Here is a 21,618-nt window from a genome sequence, read left to right as displayed (position 1 = left end):
CAACCGATTTGAAAATGAGGAGTGAAAACCGTGGTTCAGTTCGGGAATGTCGTCACTGCGATGGTCACTCCCTTTGACCGAAAAGGAAACTTAGATTTAGCGAAAACGACAGAACTCGTCAACTATTTGCTTGACAACGGCACGGATGCGCTTGTTGTCGCAGGCACGACCGGCGAATCGCCGACGTTGACGACGGAAGAGAAAGTCGCACTGTTCCGCCATGTCGTTTCCGTCGTCAATGGCCGCGTGCCGGTTATTGCTGGGACGGGAACGAACAATACGCGCGCCTCGATCGAGCTGACGAAACGGGCGGAAGAAGCAGGCGTCGATGCCGTCATGCTTGTGGCGCCATATTACAACAAACCGAATCAAGAAGGGCTGTATCAGCATTTTAAAGCGATCGCTGAGAGCACGCCGCTGCCGGTCATGTTGTACAACGTGCCGGGGCGCACGTCGGTCAACCTCGCTCCTGAGACCGTCATTCGGCTGGCAGCGATTCCGAATATTGTCGCGGTCAAAGAAGCCGGCGGCAATTTAGAAGCGATGGCGGAAATCATTGAACGCACGCCGGACGATTTTCAACTGTATAGCGGCGATGACAGCTTGACGCTGCCGGTGTTGGCGATCGGCGGCGCCGGCGTGGTTTCTGTTGCATCGCACATCATCGGCAACGAAATGCAACAAATGATTCGTGCATTCCAGGCCGGCGACCATCAAGCCGCCGCCGCGTTGCACCGGAAATGGCTGCCGCTCATGAAAGGGCTGTTCGCTGCGCCGAGCCCGGTGCCGGTGAAAACCGCCCTGCAGTTGCGCGGCTTGGATGTCGGCTCGGTGCGCCTTCCGCTCGTTCCGCTCACCGAGCAGGAGCGAAACGAGCTCAGCCGTCTGCTTGATGCTTGATGGCCATATCCGTGCAGCAAATGACCCCAGCGTCGGTTCGGACGTTGGGGCTTTTTTGTCGAGACGGTGAAATGCGCCGGCTCGTTCATGAACCATCTTGTGTTTTTTGGCATCAATTCGTTATAATAAAGGCAAGTGACTTTGAGCGGGTTAGCATCACAATTAGGAGGACGCAGCCTTGAAATCCAAAATAAAGCCAGTAGAGAAAATACGCATTTTTGCCCTTGGGGGAGTCGGGGAAATCGGCAAAAACATGTATGTCGTCGAATTGGACGAGGACATTTTCGTCCTCGATGCCGGGGTGATGTTCCCGGAAGATGAGATGTTTGGCATTGACAAAGTCATCCCGGACATTGCCTACTTAATTGAACGGCAGCACCGCATTCAGGCGATTTTTCTCACTCACGGGCATGAGGAGCATATGGGAGCGATCGCCTACGTGCTCAAGCAGCTGTCTGTGCCAGTCTACGGGACGAAGCTGACGCTCGGGTTGGCGGAAGCGATTTTAAAAGAGCAAGGCATTGCAAACGCCAAACTGAATGAAATTCATCCTGACGCTGAACTGCTGTTTGACAAAGCAAAAGTGACGTTTTTCCGCACGATCCACAGCATCCCCGATTCCATCGGCATCAGCCTGCATACATCGCAAGGGGCGATCGTGTACACGAGCGATTTTAAATTTGACCAGACGCCGTATGGCAATAATCGCGCCGACTTGGGGAAAATGGCGCAAATCGGCGAACAAGGGGTGCTTTGTCTTTTGTCGGACAGCACGAATGCCGAGCGTCCGGGCTACAGCGGCTCTGATACAGCCGTCGCCCAAGAGATTGCAGATGTGATCGGCCACGCGAAAGGGCGCGTGTTTGTCGCCTGCTATGCATCGAACATTACGCGCATCCAACAAGTGCTTTACGCCGCCAAGCAGTACGGGCGCAAGGTGGCGGTGATCGGCAAAACGCTGCATAAAATTATGGACATCGCCGTCCGCCTCGGTTATTTGCATCTGCCGGATAAGGTGACGATTTCTGCCTACGACTTGGACCGCTATGGGGATGATGAACTCGTCATTTTGACGACCGGGGGTCATGGCGAGCCGATGAGCGCGCTTTGGCGCATGGCGCGGCAGGCGAACAAGCAGGTGAACATTAAAGAGGGAGACACCGTCATCGTCGCTGCTTCTGTCATGCCGGGGTATGAGCTTGGGTTTTCGAAAACGATCGACGCCCTATACCGGGCTGGGGCGAACGTCATTTACCACAATCGGCAAGTGCACGTGTCCGGGCACGGCTGCCAAGAAGAGCTTAAGCTCATGCTTAATTTGATGAAGCCGAAATATTTCATCCCGGTGCATGGGGAGTACCGAATGCAAAAGGCGCACGCCCGGTTGGCGAAGGCGGTCGGCATCTCGGAAGAGCGGACGTTTTTGCTTGACAAAGGTGAAGTGGTCGAATTTCGCGGCGGAGCCGCCCGCCCTGGCGGTAAAGTGCCGTACGGCAACATTTTAATCGATGGCCTCGGCATCGGTGACGTCGGCAATATTGTGTTGCGCGACAGGCGTTTGTTGTCGCAGGACGGCATTTTGATCGCCGTGGTGACACTAAACAAAGAAGCGAAAACGATTGCTGCTGGACCGGAAATCATCTCGCGCGGATTCGTTTATATGCGCGAGGCGGAGACGCTGTTGGAAGAGGCTGAGCAAATGGTGGCGGAGATCATTAAGCGCTGTCTGGAATCATACATGCTGGAATGGTCATCGTTAAAGGCGAACATTCGCGAGGCGCTAAGCCAGTTTTTGTTTGAGAAAACGAAGCGAAAGCCGATGATTTTGCCGATTATTATGGAGGTATAACGCAATCATGCTCAAAGTCCAATGGAAATGCTGGAAACGGTGAACCGTTGCCGGCATTTTTCTTTTTCTTTTCGGCCATACTAAACGTATGACCGATAGAAAGGAGAAGGAATCGATGGACAAGGAGCGTTACCTTCAGGAAGAGACGGAAGAAAAACCGGAAACGAAAACGGAAGAGGCCACTGCTGCCATCACCCAGCTTGGGCAGACGAACGTCCCGCAAATGGAACCGGATACGAACATTCATTGTCTGACGATTGTCGGCCAAATTGAAGGTCATATTCAGCTGCCGCCGCAAAACAAGGCGACAAAATACGAACATGTGATCCCGCAAATCGTCGCCATTGAGCAAAATCCGAAAATCGAAGGGCTGCTCGTCATTTTAAATACGGTCGGCGGTGATGTGGAGGCCGGGCTTGCGATTGCGGAAATGCTCGCTTCGCTGTCAAAACCGACCGTTTCCATCGTGCTTGGCGGCGGCCATTCGATCGGCGTGCCGATCGCCGTTTCGTGCAACTATTCGTTCATCACTGAGACGGCGACGATGACGATTCATCCGATCCGTTTGACGGGGCTTGTCATTGGCGTTCCGCAGACGTTTGAGTATTTGGATAAAATGCAGGAACGCGTCGTCCGCTTCGTAACGAAGCATTCCAACATTAGCGAGGAGAAGTTTAAAGAGCTCATGTTTTCCAAAGGCAATTTGACGCGCGACATCGGCACGAACGTCGTCGGTCCCGATGCGGTCCGGTACGGCTTGATCGATGAAGTGGGCGGCGTCTCACAGGCCATGGCGAAGCTGCGCCAGTTGATCGAAGCGAAAAAAGGCGGCGAAGGGAAGATGATCCAATGATTTTGTACACGATCATGCCGGAACATTTGGTGTTCCCGGTCGATGCGGCCGCGTATGAAAAGCAAAAGCTAGTGCATTACGAAGGCATCCCGTTGCTCGTCCAAATGACCGATACGGGCGAATATGAAATCGTGCAAAACTTAAGCACCAACCCCTATCATTTTTTAAACGCCAAGTATGCGCCAGGGGTGCGGTTTCCGGTTTCTGTCGCAACATCGTAATGAATTGTCAAGTTGTTCATGATATAATAATAGACAAACGGAAAAAAGCAGCCATTGTTGGCTGCTTTTTTCCGGCTTGCCAATTCATTCATGTTGGAGTGAGCGATCATGGCGAAACGAAAGCGACAAAAAAAAGGAAAACCGCCAAAGAAACAGTCATGGACGGAGACAATTCGCTTTGAATTGATCGGTCTCGGGCTGCTGGCTGTTGCCGTTGTGGCGATGGCTCGCCTCGGGCTTGTCGGGGAAACATTCGTGCTTGTCGGCCGCTTTTTTTTCGGCGAATGGTACATGCTGTTAATAGGGGGAGTGTTCATTTTATCGCTCATCCTCATTTGGAAACAATCGTGGCCGTCATGGGCGAGCCGTCCGTTTGTCGGCGTGTCAGTCATCACAGCGGCGCTTTTGCTGCTAAGTCACGAGAAGTTATTTGAGCTCATGTCGCGGCGCGGTGAGCTTGATCCGAGCGTCATCCGGACGACGTGGGCGCTGTTTTGGAACGAGGCGGGCGGAAAGGAGTCCCATGCCGACCTAGGCGGCGGAATGGCTGGCGCTCTGTTGTTTGCCGCCAGCTATCAGCTGTTTGATTCGCTCGGGACAAAATGGATTTGTTTTCTGCTGTTTGTAGTCGGCTTTGTCGTATTGACCGGGAAATCGCTGCGCGAAACGATCGGACAGATAGTTGTTGGGGCGGCCGCGCTTGTGCGGAAGGAATGGCTGGCGTTCGTCGCCGATGTGAAACAATGGCTCGCGGGGCGAAGACGGCGAGCGAGTGTAGAACGAGGCCGGCGTTCACGGCGGACGGCCGCCTATCCGGCCGAGGAATCGGCAGAAGCCGGGGCTGCTGAGGCGGACGACGAATTGCTCTCGCCGCCGCCGATCATATCCGATTTTGCCGCCGTCCGGGCGGTCGCCGAGCCGGAAGAAGAGAAACAGTTGCCTGTGGAAGATGACGACAGCGAAGGAGGGGCATCCCCGCCGTTGGCGTTTTCCGAGCATGAAAATGCCAATTACGATTTGCCGCCGCTTGAACTTCTCCGTCCGCCAAAGCCGGCTGGGCAGTCGACCGACCATGCGAATATTTATGCCAATGCGCGCAAGCTGGAAAAAACGTTCCAAAGCTTTGGCGTTAAAGCGAAAGTGACGCAGGTGCACCTTGGCCCGGCGGTGACAAAATATGAAGTGTACCCGGACGTCGGGGTGAAAGTAAGCAAAATCGTCAGCTTAAGCGACGACTTGGCGCTCGCCTTGGCGGCGAAAGACATCCGCATTGAAGCGCCCATCCCCGGCAAGTCCGCAATCGGCATCGAAGTGCCGAACGAGGAGATCGCCACCGTCTCGCTGCGCGAAGTGCTGGAGGCGGTCGAGCACACAAGGTCCGAATCCAAGCTGTTGATCCCGCTCGGGCGCGACATTTCCGGGGAAGTCGTTGCCGCCGAGTTGAACAAAATGCCGCATTTGTTGATCGCCGGCGCTACCGGGAGCGGGAAAAGCGTCTGTATCAACGGCATTATCGTCAGCCTGCTCATGCGCACCAAGCCCCATGAAGTGAAGTTGATGATGATTGACCCGAAAATGGTCGAGCTAAGCGTCTACAATGGCATTCCGCATCTGTTGACGCCGGTCGTTACCGATGCGAAAAAAGCGGCTCAAGCGCTGAAAAAAGTCGTCCAAGAAATGGAACGGCGCTACGAGCTGTTTTCCCATACCGGCACGCGCAACATTGAAGGGTATAACGAGCATATCCGTCAGCAGAACGAAGCCGCGCTGGAGCAGCAGCCGCTTTTGCCATATATCGTCGTCATCATTGACGAACTGGCTGACTTGATGATGGTCGCTTCGTCAGATGTGGAAGAGGCGATCACTCGGTTGGCGCAAATGGCGCGCGCGGCCGGCATTCACTTGATCATCGCCACTCAACGCCCGTCGGTTGACGTTATCACGGGCGTCATTAAGGCCAACATTCCGTCACGCATCGCGTTCAGCGTCTCATCGCAAATTGACTCACGCACCATTCTCGATGTGGGCGGGGCGGAAAAACTTCTCGGCCGCGGCGACATGCTGTTTTTGCCCATGGGCGCGTCCAAACCGGTGCGCGTGCAAGGCGCATTTGTGTCCGATCAAGAAGTGGAAGACGTCGTCCAATTTGTCATCGGCCAGCAGCAGGCCCAATATTACGAGGAGATGATCGTACCGGAAGAGGAGGCGAACGCATCGGCCTTCGAAGACGACTTGTATGAAGAGGCCGTCCGCCTTGTTGTGGAAATGCAAAGCGCTTCTGTGTCGATGCTGCAGCGCCGCTTCCGCATTGGCTACAACCGCGCCGCCCGGCTGATCGACGCCATGGAGGAGCGAGGCGTCGTCGGTCCGTACGAAGGGAGCAAACCGCGCGCGGTTCTTTGGTCGAAAGAAGATTTGAAAAAGACGTCGTAGCACTCGGCGGAAAATGGGCCTCAGAGCATTTTGTCAGAAAAGCGCTGGCGTCACGAGTTTTTTCCATTGAACATGGGCTGAAATCAACAGTCTTTTGCGCTGCATCGCAAGCCCTGATCGCTAAGCAGGCAGGTCGATGCCACCTGCCTGCCAATCGTATGCCACATTGGAATCGCTTTCATAAACATATCTTTTTTTTCGACAAAATTTGATAACCCTATTTATTTGGCCAGTAAAAAATGATATAGTAGTCTCAGAAAGGTTATATGTCTAATGTCAGAGGTCTGACTCTTACAGGAGATCATGTGGAGGACGTTGTCATGTCAATCAAATCAGACAACCGCCATCTGTACTTGCAAGTCATCGACCGTTTGAAACACGATATTGAAACTGGCGTGTACAAAGAAAAGCAAAAGCTGCCGTCTGAGTTTGAGCTTGCCAAACAGCTTGGCGTCAGCCGGGCGACATTGAGGGAAGCGCTCAGGGTGCTGGAAGAAGAAAACATTATCATCCGCCGCCACGGCGTCGGAACGTTTGTCAACGCCCGGCCGCTGTTTACGTCCGGCATCGAGCAGCTCTCAATCATCACGGACATGATCCGCCAAGCCGGACGAAAACCGGGAACGATTTTTTTGTCTTCTTCCATCCAGCTGCCGACAGAAGACGATATGCGCCGTTTTCAATGCCGCCCGGACGACGAGATTTTGTTGATCGAGCGGGTGCGCACCGCCGACGGGGAGCCGGTCGTCTATTGCCTCGATAAAATTTTGAGCAAGTATTTGCCAAAAGGCATTTCGTACGAACACGAATCGTTGTTTGAAAACTTGCACAACCAAACGCATCGCGACATCGCCTATGCGGTCGCGCGCATCGAGCCGCTCGGCTATCATGAAAAAGTGTCGCCGATTTTGCAATGCGACCCGGAAACGGCGCTGCTTGTGCTCAAGCAAATGCATTTCGACAAAAACGACGAGCCGATTTTTTATTCCGTCAACTACTTCCGCTCCGACAAGTTCAGCTTCCATGTCATGCGGAAGCGGTTCAGCTTTTAAGGGGGTGAAAATGGGTACATAGAAAGAGAGCGGAAGCTTTATACTAATTAAAGAACAAATTTTCAAGCCAGGGGGTAGTGAATGTGAAAAAGCGAATCGGATTGGTGTTGTCCGTCCTGTTTGCCGCCGGCACGCTGCTTAGCGCCTGCGGACAAGCCGGCAACAATGCGGGAGGCGGCAATCAGAAAGATACGTTCAGTGTCGCCATGGTCACCGACGCCAGCGGCATTGACGACAAATCGTTCAACCAGTCGGCTTGGAAAGGGCTGCAAAAGTTCGGCAAAGACAACGGGTTAGAAAAAGGCCGCGGCGGCTACGACTACTTGCAGTCATCGAGCGACGCTGACTATGCCACGAACTTAAACAAGCTCGTGCGCAGCGACTTTGACTTGATTTTCGGCATCGGGTATTTGATGGGCGACGCGGTGAAAGAAGTCGCGAAGCAAAACCCGAAAAAACATTTCGCCATCGTCGACACGGTTGTTGATGAGCCCAATGTCGCCAGCATCACGTTCAAGGAGCATGAAGGCTCGTTCCTTGTCGGCGTTGTTGCCGGTTTGATGACGAAAACGAATAAAATCGGCTTTGTCGGTGGGATGGAGATTCCGTTGATCGAAAAATTCGAAAGCGGATTCCGCGCCGGCGTGAAAGCGGTCAATCCGAAGGCGACTGTGGAAGTGCAATACGCCGGGGCGTTCGACCAAGCGGATAAAGGGAAAGCGATCGCCTCGAGCATGTACGCGTCTGGCATCGACATCATCTACCATGCAGCTGGAGCGACTGGGAACGGCGTCTTCTCGGAAGCGAAAGATTTGAAGAAGAAAGATCCGAACCGCGAAATTTGGGTCATCGGTGTTGACAAAGACCAAGCGCCGGAGGGAGAAGTGAAAGTCGGCGGCAAAACGTACAACGTAACGCTCACTTCGATGGTGAAACGCGTCGACGTCGCTGTCTATGACACGGCGAAACGGGCGAAAGAGGGCGACTTCCCGGGCGGCAAAACGATTGAGTACGGGTTGCCGGAAAATGGGGTTGGCATTGCCCCGACGCAAGACAACATTCCGGAGAACGTGTTAAAAACCGTTGACGAATGGAAGCAAAAAATCATCAAAGGCGAAGTGAAAGTTCCGACAAACCGGAAAGAGTACGAGCAATTCGCTGCGACGATCAAGTGACGAACAACGGCGAAGAAGGCTAGCGCGAGCCGCTAGCCTTCTTCAAAATCGTCAACTACTCCCACTTCGCGAACGCTTGAAGTGGGGGCTTGCCACTCCCCAGAAGTGCAAACGGACTTCGTCCTCCTTTCCTTGACTTGGGGTTGCATCAGGGGGCAGGTTGACCGCTGCCCAACGACGCAGGTCATGCCTGCATCGTTGCCGATTCTCTCGGTGTGTCTGTTGGCAGTACTTGGCTTCCACACACAACAGACGGACCTGCGCTCGATGTTTGACGGTTACAACGTTTCCTGCAGCCAACTCCATCCATCGAGCAGCCGTGATTGGAGTGCCTTTATTGAACGGTTTTCTCCACGTCTTTATTCGATCATACACAAAAGAAAGGGGGAACGCGCATTCCTCTCCCACTTACTCCCTTTGGTCGTTGAAGTGGGAGTCTCCTGCGCGAAATAGGATGAAGGGCGGCCGTTTCGCTGTCGCCTTTCATTTTGTGATTTTGACCTTGCTTGAGTAAGGAGTGAATCGCTTGGAATACGTGATTGAAATGCTCAATATCCGCAAAGTGTTTGGCACGTTTGTCGCCAATGACAACATTACGCTGCAAGTGAAAAAGGGGGAGATACACGCTCTGCTTGGCGAAAACGGGGCCGGCAAATCGACGCTCATGAACGTGCTGTTCGGTTTATACCAGCCGGACGGCGGCGAAATCCGTGTGAAAGGAAAGCCGGTGCGCATCACCGACCCGAACGTCGCCAACGATCTTGGCATCGGCATGGTGCATCAGCACTTTATGCTCGTCGATACGTTCACGGTGACGGAAAACATCATCTTAGGCAGCGAACCGACGCGGGTCGGAACGATCGATATGAAGCAGGCGGAGCGGGAAGTGCGCGAATTGTCGGAACGATATGGACTCGCGGTCGATCCGACAGCGAAGATCGCCGACATTTCCGTCGGCATGCAGCAGCGCGTGGAAATTTTAAAGACGCTTTACCGCGGCGCCGATATTTTGATTTTTGACGAACCGACAGCGGTGTTGACGCCGCAGGAAATCCGCGAGCTCATCCAAATTATGCGCACGCTCGTCCGCGAAGGAAAATCCATCATTTTAATTACACACAAACTTAAAGAAATTATGGAAGTGTGCGACCGCGTCACCGTCATCCGCCGCGGCAAAGGAATTGCGACGCTCAATGTGGCGGAGACGAATCCGAACGAACTGGCGGCGCTCATGGTCGGCCGCGAGGTGCAGTTTACGACCGCTAAGAAACCGGCTGAGCCTGGAAAACCGGTGTTGGAAATTAAAGACTTAGTCGTCAAGGACGCGCGCGGGATCAAAGCGGTCAACGGTTTGAACTTGACGGTGCACGCCGGCGAGATCGTCGGCATTGCTGGAGTTGACGGCAACGGCCAGACCGAGCTCATTGAAGCCATAACCGGGTTGATCAAAGCTGAATCAGGGACAATCCGCCTCAACGGCCGAGACATTACGAATTTGCCGCCGCGCAAAATCATCGAAGCCGGCGTCGGCCATATTCCGCAAGATCGGCATAAGCACGGGCTTGTCCTTGACTTTCCGATCGGCGAAAACATGGTGCTGCAAACGTACTATCAGCCGCCGTACTCGAAACGGGGTCTGTTGAATTTTCAAGCCATTTACGAAAAAGCGCGCCAGCTCATCCGCGAATTTGACGTGCGCACGCCGGATGAATATACGAAGGCGCGGGCGCTGTCGGGCGGAAACCAGCAAAAAGCGATCATCGGCCGCGAAGTTGACCGCGACCCGGATTTGTTGATCGCCGCCCAGCCGACAAGGGGGCTTGACGTCGGCGCGATCGAGTTTATCCATAAGCGGCTCATCGAACAGCGCGACCGCGGCAAAGCGGTGCTGCTCGTCTCATTTGAGCTCGATGAAGTCATGAACGTCAGCGACCGGATCGCCGTTATTTATGAGGGGAAAATTGTCGCCATCGTCGATCCGAAAAAGACGACGGAACAAGAGCTCGGGCTGCTGATGGCCGGAAGTAAACGGAAGGAAGCAGGTGTGTCGTGATGAAGTCAAACCGTCTCCAGCAATTGTTGATTCCTGTATTGGCTGTCTTGCTCGGCATGGCTGCCGGATCCATCGTCATGCTCGTGAGCGGCTACAACCCGATCGCTGGGTTTTACGCTCTCGTGTACGGGGCATTTGGTGATACGTACTATATCGGCGAAACGATCCGCCAGACGACGCCGTACATTTTAACCGGGTTGGCGGTGGCGTTTGCTTTTCGCACCGGCTTGTTTAACATCGGGGTCGAAGGGCAGCTGATCGTCGGCTGGCTGGCGGCCGTCTGGGTCGGCGTGTCGCTCGACTTGCCGAAAATCATCCATTTGCCGCTCGCCATTTTGGCGGCCGCCCTCGCCGGAGCGCTTTGGGGGCTGATCCCGGGCGTGCTAAAGGCGTATTTAAAAGTGCATGAAGTCATTATTACGATTATGATGAACTATATTGCTTTGCATGTAACGAACGCCATCATCCGTTCCGTTTTGTCCGATGAGGGATTTAAATCAAAGCCGGTGAAAGAAAGCGCATCGCTTCACTCTGACTTTTTTGATGCCATTACGTATCATTCCACCATGCATTACGGCATTTTCATCGCTGTCGCCGCCGCATTTGTCATGTGGTTTTTGCTTGAGCGGACGACGAAAGGGTTTGAGCTGCGGGCGGTCGGGTTCAACCAGCATGCCTCCCAGTATGCCGGCATGAACGTGCGCGCCAACATCATTTTAGCGATGGTCATCTCCGGCGCTTTTGCCGGCGTCGCCGGGGCGATGGAGGGTCTTGGCACATTTGGAAACATCTCGACGAAAGCCGGCTTTACCGGCCTCGGGTTTGACGGCATCGCCGTCGCCTTGATCGGCGGCAACAACGCGTTTGGCATTTTGCTCTCCGCCTTGTTGTTTGGCGCCTTAAAAGTCGGGGCGTTGGAAATGCCGTCAAGCGCCGGCGTGCCGACCGAACTCGTCGATATTATTATCGCGCTCATCATTTTCTTTGTGGCATCGAGCTATATGATTCGATGGCTGTTATCTCGCTGGAAAAAGGGGGCGGAGTAAGTGAGCGTGTATGACGTGTTGCAGACGATTATCCCGACAGCGATTTTCTTTGCGGCTCCCCTCATTTTCACGGCGCTTGGCGGTGTGTTCAGCGAACGGTCCGGCGTCGTCAACATCGGGCTTGAAGGATTGATGACCATCGGCGCGTTTGTCGGCATCGTCTTTAATTTGACGTTTGCCGATCGGTTTGGCGAATGGACGCCGTGGCTTGCCTTATTGGCTGCCATGGTGGTCGGCGCTGTATTTTCCCTGCTGCACGCTGTCGCGTCGGTTACCTTTCGCGCCGACCAAGTCGTCAGCGGGGTGGCGATCAACTTTTTGGCGCTTGGCCTGTCGCTGTTTTTAGTCAAAAAAATGTACGGCAAAGGCCAGACCGACCAAATTCAAGTCGGGTTTGACAAAATCGATGTGCCGGTGTTGAGCGACATCCCGGTCATCGGCCCGCTGTTGTTCTCCAATGCGTATGTGACGTCGTACATCGCCATTTTGTTGGCGTTTGTCTCTTGGTATGTGATTTATAAAACGCCGTTTGGCCTGCGGTTGCGTGCGGTCGGCGAACATCCGATGGCGGCGGATACGATGGGGATTCATGTCGCCAAAATGCGCTACATCGCCGTCATGATCAGCGGGGCGCTCGGCGGTTTGGGCGGTGCGGTATACGCGACGATCATTTCCCGCGATTTTAGCCATGCGACGATTTCTGGGCACGGATTTATGGCGCTCGCCGCCATGATTTTTGGCAAATGGCATCCGATCGGCGCGATGGGAGCGGCGCTCTTTTTCGGACTGGCGCAAAGCTTAAGCATTGTCGGGCAAACCATTCCGTTTTTGAAAAACGTTCCGACGGTTTACTTGCTCATCGCCCCGTACGTGCTCACCATTTTGGCGCTCGCCGGCTTCATCGGGCGGGCGGAGGCGCCGAAAGCGGCCGGCACGCCATATATCAAAGGGAAACGGTAGAACTTGCAGCTGTCCGGCGCAACCGGACAGCTGTTTTTCATTCCCATGATGGCAATGTTTCCAAGCGCATCGGACGAACTAGGCGGATTTGTTTGCATTTGTCGCTTGGCAACAGGTATATTGTTGATAAGACATCTCACAATAAGCATGCCGCCCATTTTGCGACAGAAAAGGAGGAGTTGGATTGGTTGACGAAAAAGTTACAGCGGTCGGACCGGTTCGCGTCCATACGATTTCGACCGATAAGTACAAAACGAACACGATCGTTTGGAAAATGAAGGCCCCTCTTGCTAAAGAAACGGTCACGCTGCGCGCGCTTTTGCCATACGTCTTGCAAAGCGGCACGGCCGACTATCCGAGCGTTAAGGCGCTGCGCACCTATTTGGATGAACTGTACGGGGCGACGCTGAACGTCGATTTAACGAAAAAAGGCGAACATCATATCATGACGATTCGCATCGATGTCGCCAATGAACGATTTTTGCCGGAGCAAACGCCGTTGCTTTCGAAAGCGCTTCAGCTCTTGGCCGATCTTCTGTTCCGCCCGGCTCTTGATGGCGGGCGGTTTGTCACCGACATTGTCGAGCAGGAAAAGCGGGCACTCCGTCAACGCATTCAGGCGGTGTATGATGACAAAATGCGCTATGCGAACATGCGCCTTGTAGAAGAAATGTGCAAAGGCGAACCGTACGCGCTCTCGCCTAATGGCGAGCTCGAGGATGTCGACGCCATTACAGCGGAAAGACTGCACCGCTATTATGAGCGGGCGTTGGCTGAAGATGAGCTTGACTTGTATGTCATCGGCGATGTCGACGAAGAAGAGGTGCTCAACACCGTCCGTCAGCGCTTTTTGCTGCCCGACCGCGCAGAGCCGGCGCGTACGCCCCAAGCTCAGGCAAAAGCGCGTGGGGAAGTGAAGGAAGTGATCGAACGGCAAGACGTCAAGCAAGGGAAATTGAACATTGGCTACCGAACGAATGTCACATACGAAGATGACGATTACTACGCCTTGCAAATGTTTAACGGCATTTTTGGCGGTTTTTCCCATTCGAAGCTGTTCATCAACGTCCGCGAGAAGGCAAGCCTTGCCTATTATGCCGCCTCAAGGCTTGAGAGCCATAAAGGGATTTTGATGGTCATGTCCGGCATTGAACCGGCCAACTATGAGAAGGCGCGCCGCATCATCGATGAGCAAATGCAGGCGATGAAAAACGGCGATTTCACAGATGAAGAAATGGCGCAGACGAAAGCGGTCATCCGCAACCAGCTGCTTGAGACGCTCGATACGCCGCGCGGGCTTGTCGAGGTGTTGTACCATAACGTCGTCTCAACGCGAAAGCGCCCGATCGATGAATGGATGGCCGGCACCGATCAAGTGACACGCGAGGATGTGGTGCGCGTCGCTGACAAGGTGGAGTTGGATACGGTGTACTTTTTGACCGGAATGGAGGCGACGGAAGATGGAAAAACGGGTGTATGAGACGCTGCGCGAAGAGCTGTTTTATGAAAAAATGGACAACGGTCTTGACGTGTACATTTTGCCGAAAAAGGGATTCAACAAAACGTACGCCGTGTTTACGACGAATTACGGTTCGGTGGACAACCAGTTTGTCCCGCTCGGTAAAACGGAGATGAAGCGCGTTCCGGACGGCATCGCCCATTTTTTGGAGCATAAGCTGTTTGAAAAAGAAGACGGCGACGTGTTTCAGCAATTCAGCAAACAAGGTGCCTCGGCGAACGCCTTTACGACGTTCACCCGCACCGCCTATTTGTTCTCAAGCACCGACAATGTCGAGAAAAACTTGGAAACGTTGATCGATTTTGTGCAAAGCCCGTACTTTTCCGACAAGACAGTGGAAAAAGAAAAAGGGATCATCGGCCAGGAAATCCGGATGTACGACGACAACCCAGACTGGCGCGTCTATTTCGGCGCCATCGAAAGCATGTATCACAACCATCCGGTCAAAATCGACATCGCCGGCACAGTTGAATCGATCGCCCAAATTACGAAAGAGTTGCTGTATGAGTGCTACGAAACGTTTTACCACCCGAGCAACATGCTTTTGTTTGTCGTCGGCCCGGTCGATGAACAAAAAATCATGCAGCAAATCCGCGACAACCAGGCGAAAAAGTCGTTCCCGCAAGCCCCGGAAGTGAAGCGGTTTGCGTATGAAGAACCGAGCGCAGTAGCGGAAAAGAAAAAAGTGATTCCGATGCATGTGCAGACGAACAAGTGCTTTGTCGGCATCAAAGCGCCGTCCGTTCCTGAAGCCGGCGAACAAAAACTTCGGCATGAGCTTGCCTTCCACGTCGCATTAGACTATTTGTTTGGAAAAAGCTCGCCTCATTATGAACGGCTGTACCGCGAAGGATTGATCGATGATACATTTATGTACGATTATACAGAAGAGCGCGGGTTCGGCTTCGCGTTGATCGGCGGCGATACAAGGGACGCTGAACGGCTCGCTTCGGAAATTCAAACGGTGCTGCTGTCGTTTGCCGCGGAGACTATAAAAAAGGAAGAATTTGAGCGGGTGAAAAAGAAAAAAATCGGCGCTTTTTTGCGCGCGCTCAACTCGCCGGAGTATATCGCCAACCAGTTTACGCGCTACGCGTTTTACGGCGCGAGCTTGTTTGACATTTTGCCGGCGTTGTCATCGTTGACGCTTGACGACGTTGCAGCCATTGCTGATGTGTGTTTCCGCGATTCGCAAATCGCCGTTTGCGAGGTTGTGCCAAAAGGGCAATGACAGGGGCTGACCGAAAGAGCGGTAATGCCCCTATCTGGGGCAGCATGGAAAACTAGACCACCCTGAAACCCCTGGTAAAACCAACGATTTCAGAGGTGGTCTCTTTCCCATGTTTTTCAGTTTCATTTCATCAAAAAGGGGCTTTTGCGTCAGCCCCTTTTTTGCGTCCAACAGAAGGAGGAGAACGTTCGATGCGCTATGCGTTAATTACCGGAGCGTCAAGCGCGATCGGGCAAAGCATCGCCCGCGAGCTCGCGCAAGGCGGCTATGGACTTTTTCTTCATTACTACCGGCGCCGCGCGCCCATTGAGGCGCTGCAAGCCGAACTAACCGGCGTGCACACCGTGCCGGTGGAAGCGGATTTGTCGATGCCGGGCGGGGTCGACCAACTGCTTTCCCGCCTCGACCGCCCGATCGATGCCATCATTTATAACAGCGGGGCCACGTATTACGGGTTGCTTACCGACATGAATGACGAGCTGATCGAACGGATGGTGCGCCTCCATGTGACAAGCCCGGCGCAGCTTGTGAAAAAACTGCTGCCGCCGATGATTTCGAAAAAGCGCGGCCAAATTGTGTTCATTTCTTCGATTTGGGGGTTGTGCGGCGCCTCATGCGAAGCGGTGTATTCGATGACCAAGGGCGGGCAAAACGCGTTCGCCAAGGCGCTGGCGAAAGAGCTCGCCCCGAGCGGCATCCGCGTCAACGCCGTCGCGCCGGGAGCGATCGCCACAGATATGCTCCGGCCGTTCAGCGAAGAAGAATTGGCGGCGCTCGCCGATGAAATTCCGGCCGGCCGGCTCGGGACCCCTGAGGAAGTGGCGAAAACAGTGGCGTTTTTGTTGTCGGACGCCGCTTCTTACATCACCGGGCAAATCATCTCTGTCAACGGCGGCTGGTATTGTTGAGCGTATATTTTTTTTGCCCGCAGGCAAACTATCCTTGAAACGTTCATCAAGGAGGGAGGGAATGAACATGTCGGTACTGGATAACTTTGAACAATGGAAAGACTTTTTATCGGAACGTCTGCAGCAAGCGCAGCAACAAGGTTTGACCCAGCAAGTGATCTCGGATGTCGCCTATCAAATCGGGGACTATTTGGCGAAACACGTCGACCCGAGAAACCCAGAAGAACGGGTGCTCGCCGACCTTTGGAGCGTTGCGGATGAAAAAGAACAGCATGCCCTTGCCAACATGATGGTGAAACTTGTCCAACAAAATAACACCCGGTAAAGAGAGGGGCTCCCTCTCTTTTTTCTTTCCTCTTTTCGGTTGCTTTTCCGTTCGCGGTTATAGTAGTATGAACTTAGCATAAGGCGTTCGTGCGGACAGCGGCAAGGGAGGAGACGGGATGGGCAAGCAGGAGTGGTATTTGGAGTATGAGATTCATGTCAACCGTCCAGGGTTGCTCGGCGATGTCGCCTCGTTGCTCGGCATGTTGTCGATCAACATCGTGACGATCAATGGCGTCCGGGATTCGCGCCGCGGCATGTTGCTTCTTTGCGACAGCAACGAACAAATCGAGCGGCTGGCGACAATTTTGCGGACGATGGACAACATTACGGTGACGAAACTCCGCCAGCCGAAGCTGCTTGATCGTTTGGCCGTCCGCCATGGCCGCTACATTCAGCGCGATGCCGACGACAAAAAGACGTTTCGCTTCGTTCGCGACGAGCTTGGGCTGTTGGTCGATTTTATGGCAGAAATTTTTAAAGAAAAAGGGCATAAGCTCATCGGCATTCGCGGGATGCCGCGCGTCGGCAAGACGGAGTCGATCGTTGCTGCGAGCGTATGCGCCAATAAGCGGTGGCTGTTTGTATCATCGACGCTGATCAAGCAGACCGTCCGCACGCAGCTGATGGAAGACGAATATAGCGAGGACAACATTTTCATTGTCGACGGCATCGTTTCGACGCGCCGCGGCAATGAGCAGCACTGGCAGCTCATCCGTGAGCTGATGCGCCTCGAGGCGACGAAGGTCGTGGAACATCCGGACATGTTTGTCCGCCATACGGAATATACGCTTGATGATTTTGACTATATTATTGAGCTGCGCCATGAACCGGATGAAGACATTTCCTACGATGCGATTGAACGCCCGTCCTTGCTGGGCGGAGACGGATTTTCCGAATTTGGATTTTAATTTTAACAAGTGGAAGGTGTTGGCCGTTGACGGAACTAGGAAAACGTTTGCGGGAAGCGCGAGAGGAAAAAAACATCAGCTTGGACGAGCTGCAAGAGATGACGAAGATTCAGAAGCGGTATTTGATCGGCATTGAAGAAGGGAATTACGCCATTATGCCGGGCAATTTTTATGTGCGCGCCTTCATTAGACAATACGCCGAGGCGGTCGGCCTCGATCCGGATGAGCTGTTTGAACAATATAAGCAGGACATTCCGCAATCGTACCAAGATGATCTTCCGCAGCCGCTGTCGCGCGTGAAAACGCGCCAACAGCTTTCCGCCGAAGGGACGAAATGGCTCGACTGGCTGCCGAAAGCCTTGATCGCGGCGGTCGTCGTCGGGGCGGCCGTTCTTGTTTGGGTGCTGCTCCAGCGCGGCACGGCAAACGAGCCCCCGGCGAAAACGAGCCCGGAGACGGCGGAAGTGGAAAAGCCGAAACAGTCGCCGCTTGAACAGGCGAAACAAAAGCAGTCGGCGAAGGAAACGGACGAGAAGGAAACGAATGAAAACAGACAGCAAAATGAACAGCCAGCGCCGACTGGCGAAGAACAACAGCCGGCTGCGGCGATGAATGTGACGGAAAAGCGCGGCAACACGGCGACGATTGAAGTCGCCAGCTCTGGCGCGTTTTCCATCGAGCTTTCATCCAAAGGAACGTCATGGGTCGAAGTATACAATACGAAAGGCCATACGTTTTACCGCGGCAACTTGACAAGCGGGCAGACGAAAACGTTCGATCTGTCGGCTGAAAGCGAAGTATGGGTGAAAATCGGGCGCACGCTCGATGTTGAGATGAAGGTGAACGGCCAACCGTTTGCCTACCCGTTTGCCCCGAAAGAGGAAGTATACCAAAAGCTGCATTTCGTGTTGAAGAAATGATGGAACAGGGCGCTTTTCCGCAGGAAGGCGCCTGCTTTTCGCACGGACTGAACTATGTTGAATGAGCGGAGGTATTTGTGGTGAACTTGCCGAATAAAATTACGGTAGCGCGCATTATGCTCGTCCCGTTTTTCTTGATCGTGATGCTCGTTCCGTTCGGGTGGGGAAGCATCCAAATCGGCGGGACAGAGCTTCCGGTTGCCCATCTTGCCGGCGCGCTCATTTTCATCATCGCCTCAGCCACGGACTGGATCGATGGCTACTATGCCCGCAAATACGGGTTGGTGACGAATTTAGGAAAATTTTTAGATCCGCTTGCCGATAAACTGCTTGTGTCAGCAGCGCTCATCGTGCTCGTTGAACTCGGCGCCGCTCCGGCTTGGATGGTGATCGTCATCATCAGCCGCGAATTTGCCGTTACCGGCCTGCGGCTCGTGCTCGCCGGGGAAGGGGAAGTCGTCGCTGCCAACATGCTTGGCAAAATCAAGACATGGACGCAAATTGTCGCCATTTCCGCTTTATTGTTACATAACTTCCCATTCTCGCTCATTTCGTTTCCGTTCGCTGAATTGGCGCTGTGGGTGGCGGTCATTTTTACGATTTGGTCTGGCTGGGATTATTTTGCGAAAAACAGACATGCGTTTTCCCATTCGAAATAGCCGGCCACAAAGGGGGAGAAAAGTCTGTTGAACGCGGAGATCATTGCTGTTGGCTCTGAGCTGTTGCTTGGGCAAATCGCCAATACGAACGCCCAGTTTTTGTCGCAGCAGCTGGCGATGTTTGGCATTAACGTCTATTTCCATACCGTCGTCGGCGACAACGCCGACCGCCTTGAGCAGGCGGTGAAAACGGCGCAAACGAGAGCGAACCTCATCATTTTCACCGGCGGCCTCGGCCCGACGAAAGACGATTTGACGAAGGAGACGATCGCCCGTTTGCTTGGCCGCCGGCTCGTGATCGACGAGGAAGCGCTCCGAGCGATTGAGGTGTATTTTGCCCGCACAAACCGGCCGATGACAGAAAACAATAAAAAGCAGGCGCTCGTCTTGGAAGGATCGACGGTGCTGAAAAACGAGCACGGCATGGCGCCAGGGATGGCGCTTGTGGCAGACGGCATTACGTACATGCTGCTGCCCGGGCCGCCGAAAGAAATGCGGCCGATGTTCAAAAAATACGGAAACGCCTTTTTGCGCCGTACGTTTTCGCTTTCCGAGCGCATCGAGTCGCGCGTCCTCCGCTTTTTCGGCATCGGCGAGTCGGCGCTCGAGACGGCGATCGCCGACTTGATCGACGCCCAGTCGAACCCGACGATCGCCCCGCTTGCAAACGACGGTGAGGTAACGCTCCGTCTGACGGCGAAACATCGGGATCAGGCGAAAGCCAAGCGGCTGCTCGACGAGGCGGAAGCCGCCATTTTGACGCGCGTCGGCCGTTATTGTTACGGGTATAATGATGAAACGCTGTTTACAAAGACATTGGCACGGTTAAAAGAAAGAGGATGGACAATCGCTGCAGCGGAAAGCTTGACTGGAGGCATGTTCCTTGAAGAGCTGACAGCTGTGCCGGGGGCGTCGGCTGCTGTGCGCGGCGGCGTTGTCTGTTACACAAACGGCGTAAAAGAACACATCCTTGGCGTGCCGCGGCCGCTGCTGGAGACGGACGGAGCGGTAAGCGAACCGTGCGCACGCCTGCTCGCTGAGAACGTGCGCACGATGTGCGATGCGGATATCGGCATCAGCTTCACCGGCGTCGCCGGCCCCGATCCGCTTGAGGGCCATCCGCCGGGCACCGTGTATGTCGGCATCGCCATGCGCGGGCGCGACACCGTCGTCCACCGCCTCACCTTATCCGGCACGCGTGATGCCATTCGCATCCGCACCGCCAAATACGGCTGTTTTTTTCTGCTTGAGATGCTCGCGGCCGACTGCTGATCGGCCTCCCCCTTCCTTCTCCATTCTCCACCGCACATCGTTTTTTCCACCGCATGAGTATGGCGATTGTTGCTAGTTTCTCCACCGAAAAAACGAATGGACGTTCGTTTTTTTGCTTGGCAATGGCCGCAAAACGCGGTATAGTATAAGTAGTCCTAGAATAAGGAGGAGTAGGTTAGTGAACCAAGATCGTCAAGCTGCATTGGAGCAGGCATTAAAACAAATTGAACGACAGTTTGGCAAGGGGGCCATCATGAAGCTCGGCGAGCAAGTCGACCGCAAAGTGTCGGTCGTGCCGAGCGGTTCGCTGGCGCTCGACATCGCGTTAGGCGTCGGCGGCTATCCGCGCGGGCGGATTGTGGAAATTTACGGCCCGGAATCGTCCGGGAAAACGACCGTTGCCCTTCACGCGATCGCTGAAGTGCAAAAGCGGGGCGGGCAAGCAGCTTTCATCGACGCAGAGCACGGTGCGACCTGTTGCTGACTGAAGTATGGCGGAAACGCCGTGCGAAAAGTCAGCGGGACTGAGCATGAGTAGGTCCTAACTGCATCACCGAGAGCTCGGTGAAAATCCGAGACGGGAATGAAGGTTGGCATTCCCGCCCTAATACCCCGACGTGCGGTCATGGTGCGCAACATGACTGTACGAAGCTCGGAGAGGACGGCGAAAAGCAGACCTGAGAAGTGGTTAGCGAAGTAGCCGGGGGTCCATAAAACTCCTATGGCTAGAGAACGCATAGCGTTGGAACGAACCACCGGAAGTACGGCTCGTAAGGCGTGGGGCGCCGAAAAAAGAAGGCGCTCACCTCCTAAGTGAGGTTCAGCCCTGGATGAGGTATTCGTGTTTGCCGAGTCTGGATTGATCCCGTAGAGGATCTTTGCCTTGAGCCCTCCAACCATGGGTAGAAAGGCGGCTGACGGGTCAGAGGTGGAGCCTAAGGGAGCATGCAAGGATAGGTGATGCGGTACAGGTGAACCACCCCAGCGGATGCCAAGGGATGCGCATCCCGATGCCGCTAAGCAGGAGGAAATGACTGCTGAAGGGGTGGGGCAGCAGCCCGTAGTAGTGATGAAGCAGGGTAACTCCTGCGGAGCGAAGGGGCATAGTCGAGTACCCTAGGTTACTAACCCAGACAATGATTAGGAAGCCGTGAGGAAATCCGTAAGGGTTTCGGTGAGCAAAACTGACTAAAAACGTGTATGGTACAAATCCGCTAGAAAGGATTTGATACTATCAACCAAACGTTTCAAGAACTAATCATTCCTAGGTCGGAGCAGGAATTCCGCGACCTACAAGACAAGATGTACGCCATTACACAATAAGTAAACTCG

The 21,618-nt window shown here is 54.1% G+C and carries 18 protein-coding genes and 1 pseudogene; all 19 read left to right on the top strand.

Translation table 11 applies throughout. The features are described 5' to 3' along the window. Nucleotides 1-30: 30 nt before the first annotated feature. A complete protein-coding gene (gene dapA / locus NSS88_RS02505) occupies nucleotides 31-900 on the top strand; it encodes a 4-hydroxy-tetrahydrodipicolinate synthase (protein ID WP_033008058.1) in 870 nt (289 codons plus the stop codon). Between the two features lie 178 nt (nucleotides 901-1,078). After that, nucleotides 1,079-2,749: a ribonuclease J gene (locus NSS88_RS02500; RefSeq protein ID WP_341082900.1), complete on the top strand. Its 1,671-nt coding sequence runs from the start codon at nucleotides 1,079-1,081 to the stop codon at nucleotides 2,747-2,749. A gap of 115 nt (nucleotides 2,750-2,864) precedes the next feature. Beyond that, nucleotides 2,865-3,602 (top strand): ClpP family protease, encoded by a 738-nt coding sequence (locus NSS88_RS02495; RefSeq protein ID WP_033008054.1) that lies wholly within the window; start codon nucleotides 2,865-2,867, stop codon nucleotides 3,600-3,602. Next, entirely contained in the window at nucleotides 3,599-3,823 is a 225-nt protein-coding gene (locus NSS88_RS02490; protein ID WP_033008053.1) for a YlzJ-like family protein, read from the top strand. The genes NSS88_RS02495 and NSS88_RS02490 overlap by 4 nt, the downstream gene beginning before the upstream one ends. A gap of 108 nt (nucleotides 3,824-3,931) precedes the next feature. Continuing rightward, complete coding sequence (locus NSS88_RS02485; protein ID WP_061580822.1) at nucleotides 3,932-6,256, top strand: DNA translocase FtsK; 2,325 nt, start codon at nucleotides 3,932-3,934, stop codon at nucleotides 6,254-6,256. Between the two features lie 320 nt (nucleotides 6,257-6,576). Beyond that, entirely contained in the window at nucleotides 6,577-7,308 is a 732-nt protein-coding gene (locus NSS88_RS02480; protein ID WP_055358430.1) for a GntR family transcriptional regulator, read from the top strand. 83 nt (nucleotides 7,309-7,391) lie between these two features. After that, a complete protein-coding gene (locus tag NSS88_RS02475; protein ID WP_061580821.1) occupies nucleotides 7,392-8,483 on the top strand; it encodes a BMP family lipoprotein in 1,092 nt (363 codons plus the stop codon). 526 nt (nucleotides 8,484-9,009) lie between these two features. Next, complete coding sequence (locus tag NSS88_RS02470; protein ID WP_061580820.1) at nucleotides 9,010-10,536, top strand: ABC transporter ATP-binding protein; 1,527 nt, start codon at nucleotides 9,010-9,012, stop codon at nucleotides 10,534-10,536. After that, nucleotides 10,536-11,582: an ABC transporter permease gene (locus NSS88_RS02465; RefSeq protein WP_061580819.1), complete on the top strand. Its 1,047-nt coding sequence runs from the start codon at nucleotides 10,536-10,538 to the stop codon at nucleotides 11,580-11,582. Before NSS88_RS02470 ends, NSS88_RS02465 begins: the two co-directional genes overlap by 1 nt. Next, nucleotides 11,583-12,542, top strand: a complete 960-nt coding sequence (locus NSS88_RS02460; RefSeq protein ID WP_033012197.1) for an ABC transporter permease — start codon at nucleotides 11,583-11,585, stop codon at nucleotides 12,540-12,542. Nucleotides 12,543-12,726: 184 nt separating this feature from the next. After that, nucleotides 12,727-14,022: an EF-P 5-aminopentanol modification-associated protein YfmF gene (yfmF, locus tag NSS88_RS02455; RefSeq protein ID WP_033016823.1), complete on the top strand. Its 1,296-nt coding sequence runs from the start codon at nucleotides 12,727-12,729 to the stop codon at nucleotides 14,020-14,022. Then, entirely contained in the window at nucleotides 14,003-15,292 is a 1,290-nt protein-coding gene (gene yfmH / locus NSS88_RS02450; RefSeq protein ID WP_049624705.1) for an EF-P 5-aminopentanol modification-associated protein YfmH, read from the top strand. Before yfmF ends, yfmH begins: the two co-directional genes overlap by 20 nt. A 191-nt stretch (nucleotides 15,293-15,483) precedes the next feature. Continuing rightward, complete coding sequence (gene ymfI, locus NSS88_RS02445) at nucleotides 15,484-16,200, top strand: elongation factor P 5-aminopentanone reductase (protein ID WP_033012192.1); 717 nt, start codon at nucleotides 15,484-15,486, stop codon at nucleotides 16,198-16,200. A 67-nt stretch (nucleotides 16,201-16,267) separates the two neighbouring features. Further along, nucleotides 16,268-16,525, top strand: coding sequence for a DUF3243 domain-containing protein (locus NSS88_RS02440; RefSeq protein ID WP_055358544.1), 258 nt, complete (start codon nucleotides 16,268-16,270; stop codon nucleotides 16,523-16,525). A 118-nt stretch (nucleotides 16,526-16,643) separates the two neighbouring features. Further along, complete coding sequence (locus NSS88_RS02435) at nucleotides 16,644-17,435, top strand: DUF3388 domain-containing protein (RefSeq protein WP_055358433.1); 792 nt, start codon at nucleotides 16,644-16,646, stop codon at nucleotides 17,433-17,435. A 26-nt stretch (nucleotides 17,436-17,461) separates the two neighbouring features. After that, complete coding sequence (locus tag NSS88_RS02430; RefSeq protein WP_341082892.1) at nucleotides 17,462-18,355, top strand: helix-turn-helix domain-containing protein; 894 nt, start codon at nucleotides 17,462-17,464, stop codon at nucleotides 18,353-18,355. An 80-nt stretch (nucleotides 18,356-18,435) separates the two neighbouring features. Then, nucleotides 18,436-19,014 (top strand): CDP-diacylglycerol--glycerol-3-phosphate 3-phosphatidyltransferase, encoded by a 579-nt coding sequence (gene pgsA / locus NSS88_RS02425; RefSeq protein ID WP_328075269.1) that lies wholly within the window; start codon nucleotides 18,436-18,438, stop codon nucleotides 19,012-19,014. Nucleotides 19,015-19,041: 27 nt separating this feature from the next. Next, nucleotides 19,042-20,286 (top strand): competence/damage-inducible protein A, encoded by a 1,245-nt coding sequence (locus NSS88_RS02420; RefSeq protein WP_055358434.1) that lies wholly within the window; start codon nucleotides 19,042-19,044, stop codon nucleotides 20,284-20,286. Between the two features lie 178 nt (nucleotides 20,287-20,464). Beyond that, nucleotides 20,465-20,752: pseudogene (locus NSS88_RS02415) on the top strand (recombinase RecA); the annotation flags it as partial. Nucleotides 20,753-21,618 lie beyond the last annotated feature (866 nt).

The sequence above is a fragment of the Geobacillus sp. FSL W8-1251 genome, assembly GCF_038005945.1.
GTDB classification, from domain to species: domain Bacteria; phylum Bacillota; class Bacilli; order Bacillales; family Anoxybacillaceae; genus Geobacillus; species Geobacillus stearothermophilus.
Note: the sequence above shows the minus strand (reverse complement) of the source record. Positions and strands in the feature narration are given on the sequence as shown.

What these genes read in the sequence shown, in the direction of transcription:
- NSS88_RS02495 (WP_033008054.1), top strand. Translation starts at nt 2,865, where the DNA reads ATGGACAAGGAGCGTTACCTTCAGGAAGAGACGGAAGAAAAACCGGAA.
- NSS88_RS02490 (WP_033008053.1), top strand. Translation starts at nt 3,599, where the DNA reads ATGATTTTGTACACGATCATGCCGGAACATTTGGTGTTCCCGGTCGAT.
- NSS88_RS02485 (WP_061580822.1), top strand. Translation starts at nt 3,932, where the DNA reads ATGGCGAAACGAAAGCGACAAAAAAAAGGAAAACCGCCAAAGAAACAG.
- NSS88_RS02480 (WP_055358430.1), top strand. Translation starts at nt 6,577, where the DNA reads ATGTCAATCAAATCAGACAACCGCCATCTGTACTTGCAAGTCATCGAC.
- NSS88_RS02465 (WP_061580819.1), top strand. Translation starts at nt 10,536, where the DNA reads ATGAAGTCAAACCGTCTCCAGCAATTGTTGATTCCTGTATTGGCTGTC.
- yfmH (WP_049624705.1), top strand. Translation starts at nt 14,003, where the DNA reads ATGGAAAAACGGGTGTATGAGACGCTGCGCGAAGAGCTGTTTTATGAA.
- ymfI (WP_033012192.1), top strand. Translation starts at nt 15,484, where the DNA reads ATGCGCTATGCGTTAATTACCGGAGCGTCAAGCGCGATCGGGCAAAGC.
- NSS88_RS02440 (WP_055358544.1), top strand. Translation starts at nt 16,268, where the DNA reads ATGTCGGTACTGGATAACTTTGAACAATGGAAAGACTTTTTATCGGAA.
- NSS88_RS02435 (WP_055358433.1), top strand. Translation starts at nt 16,644, where the DNA reads ATGGGCAAGCAGGAGTGGTATTTGGAGTATGAGATTCATGTCAACCGT.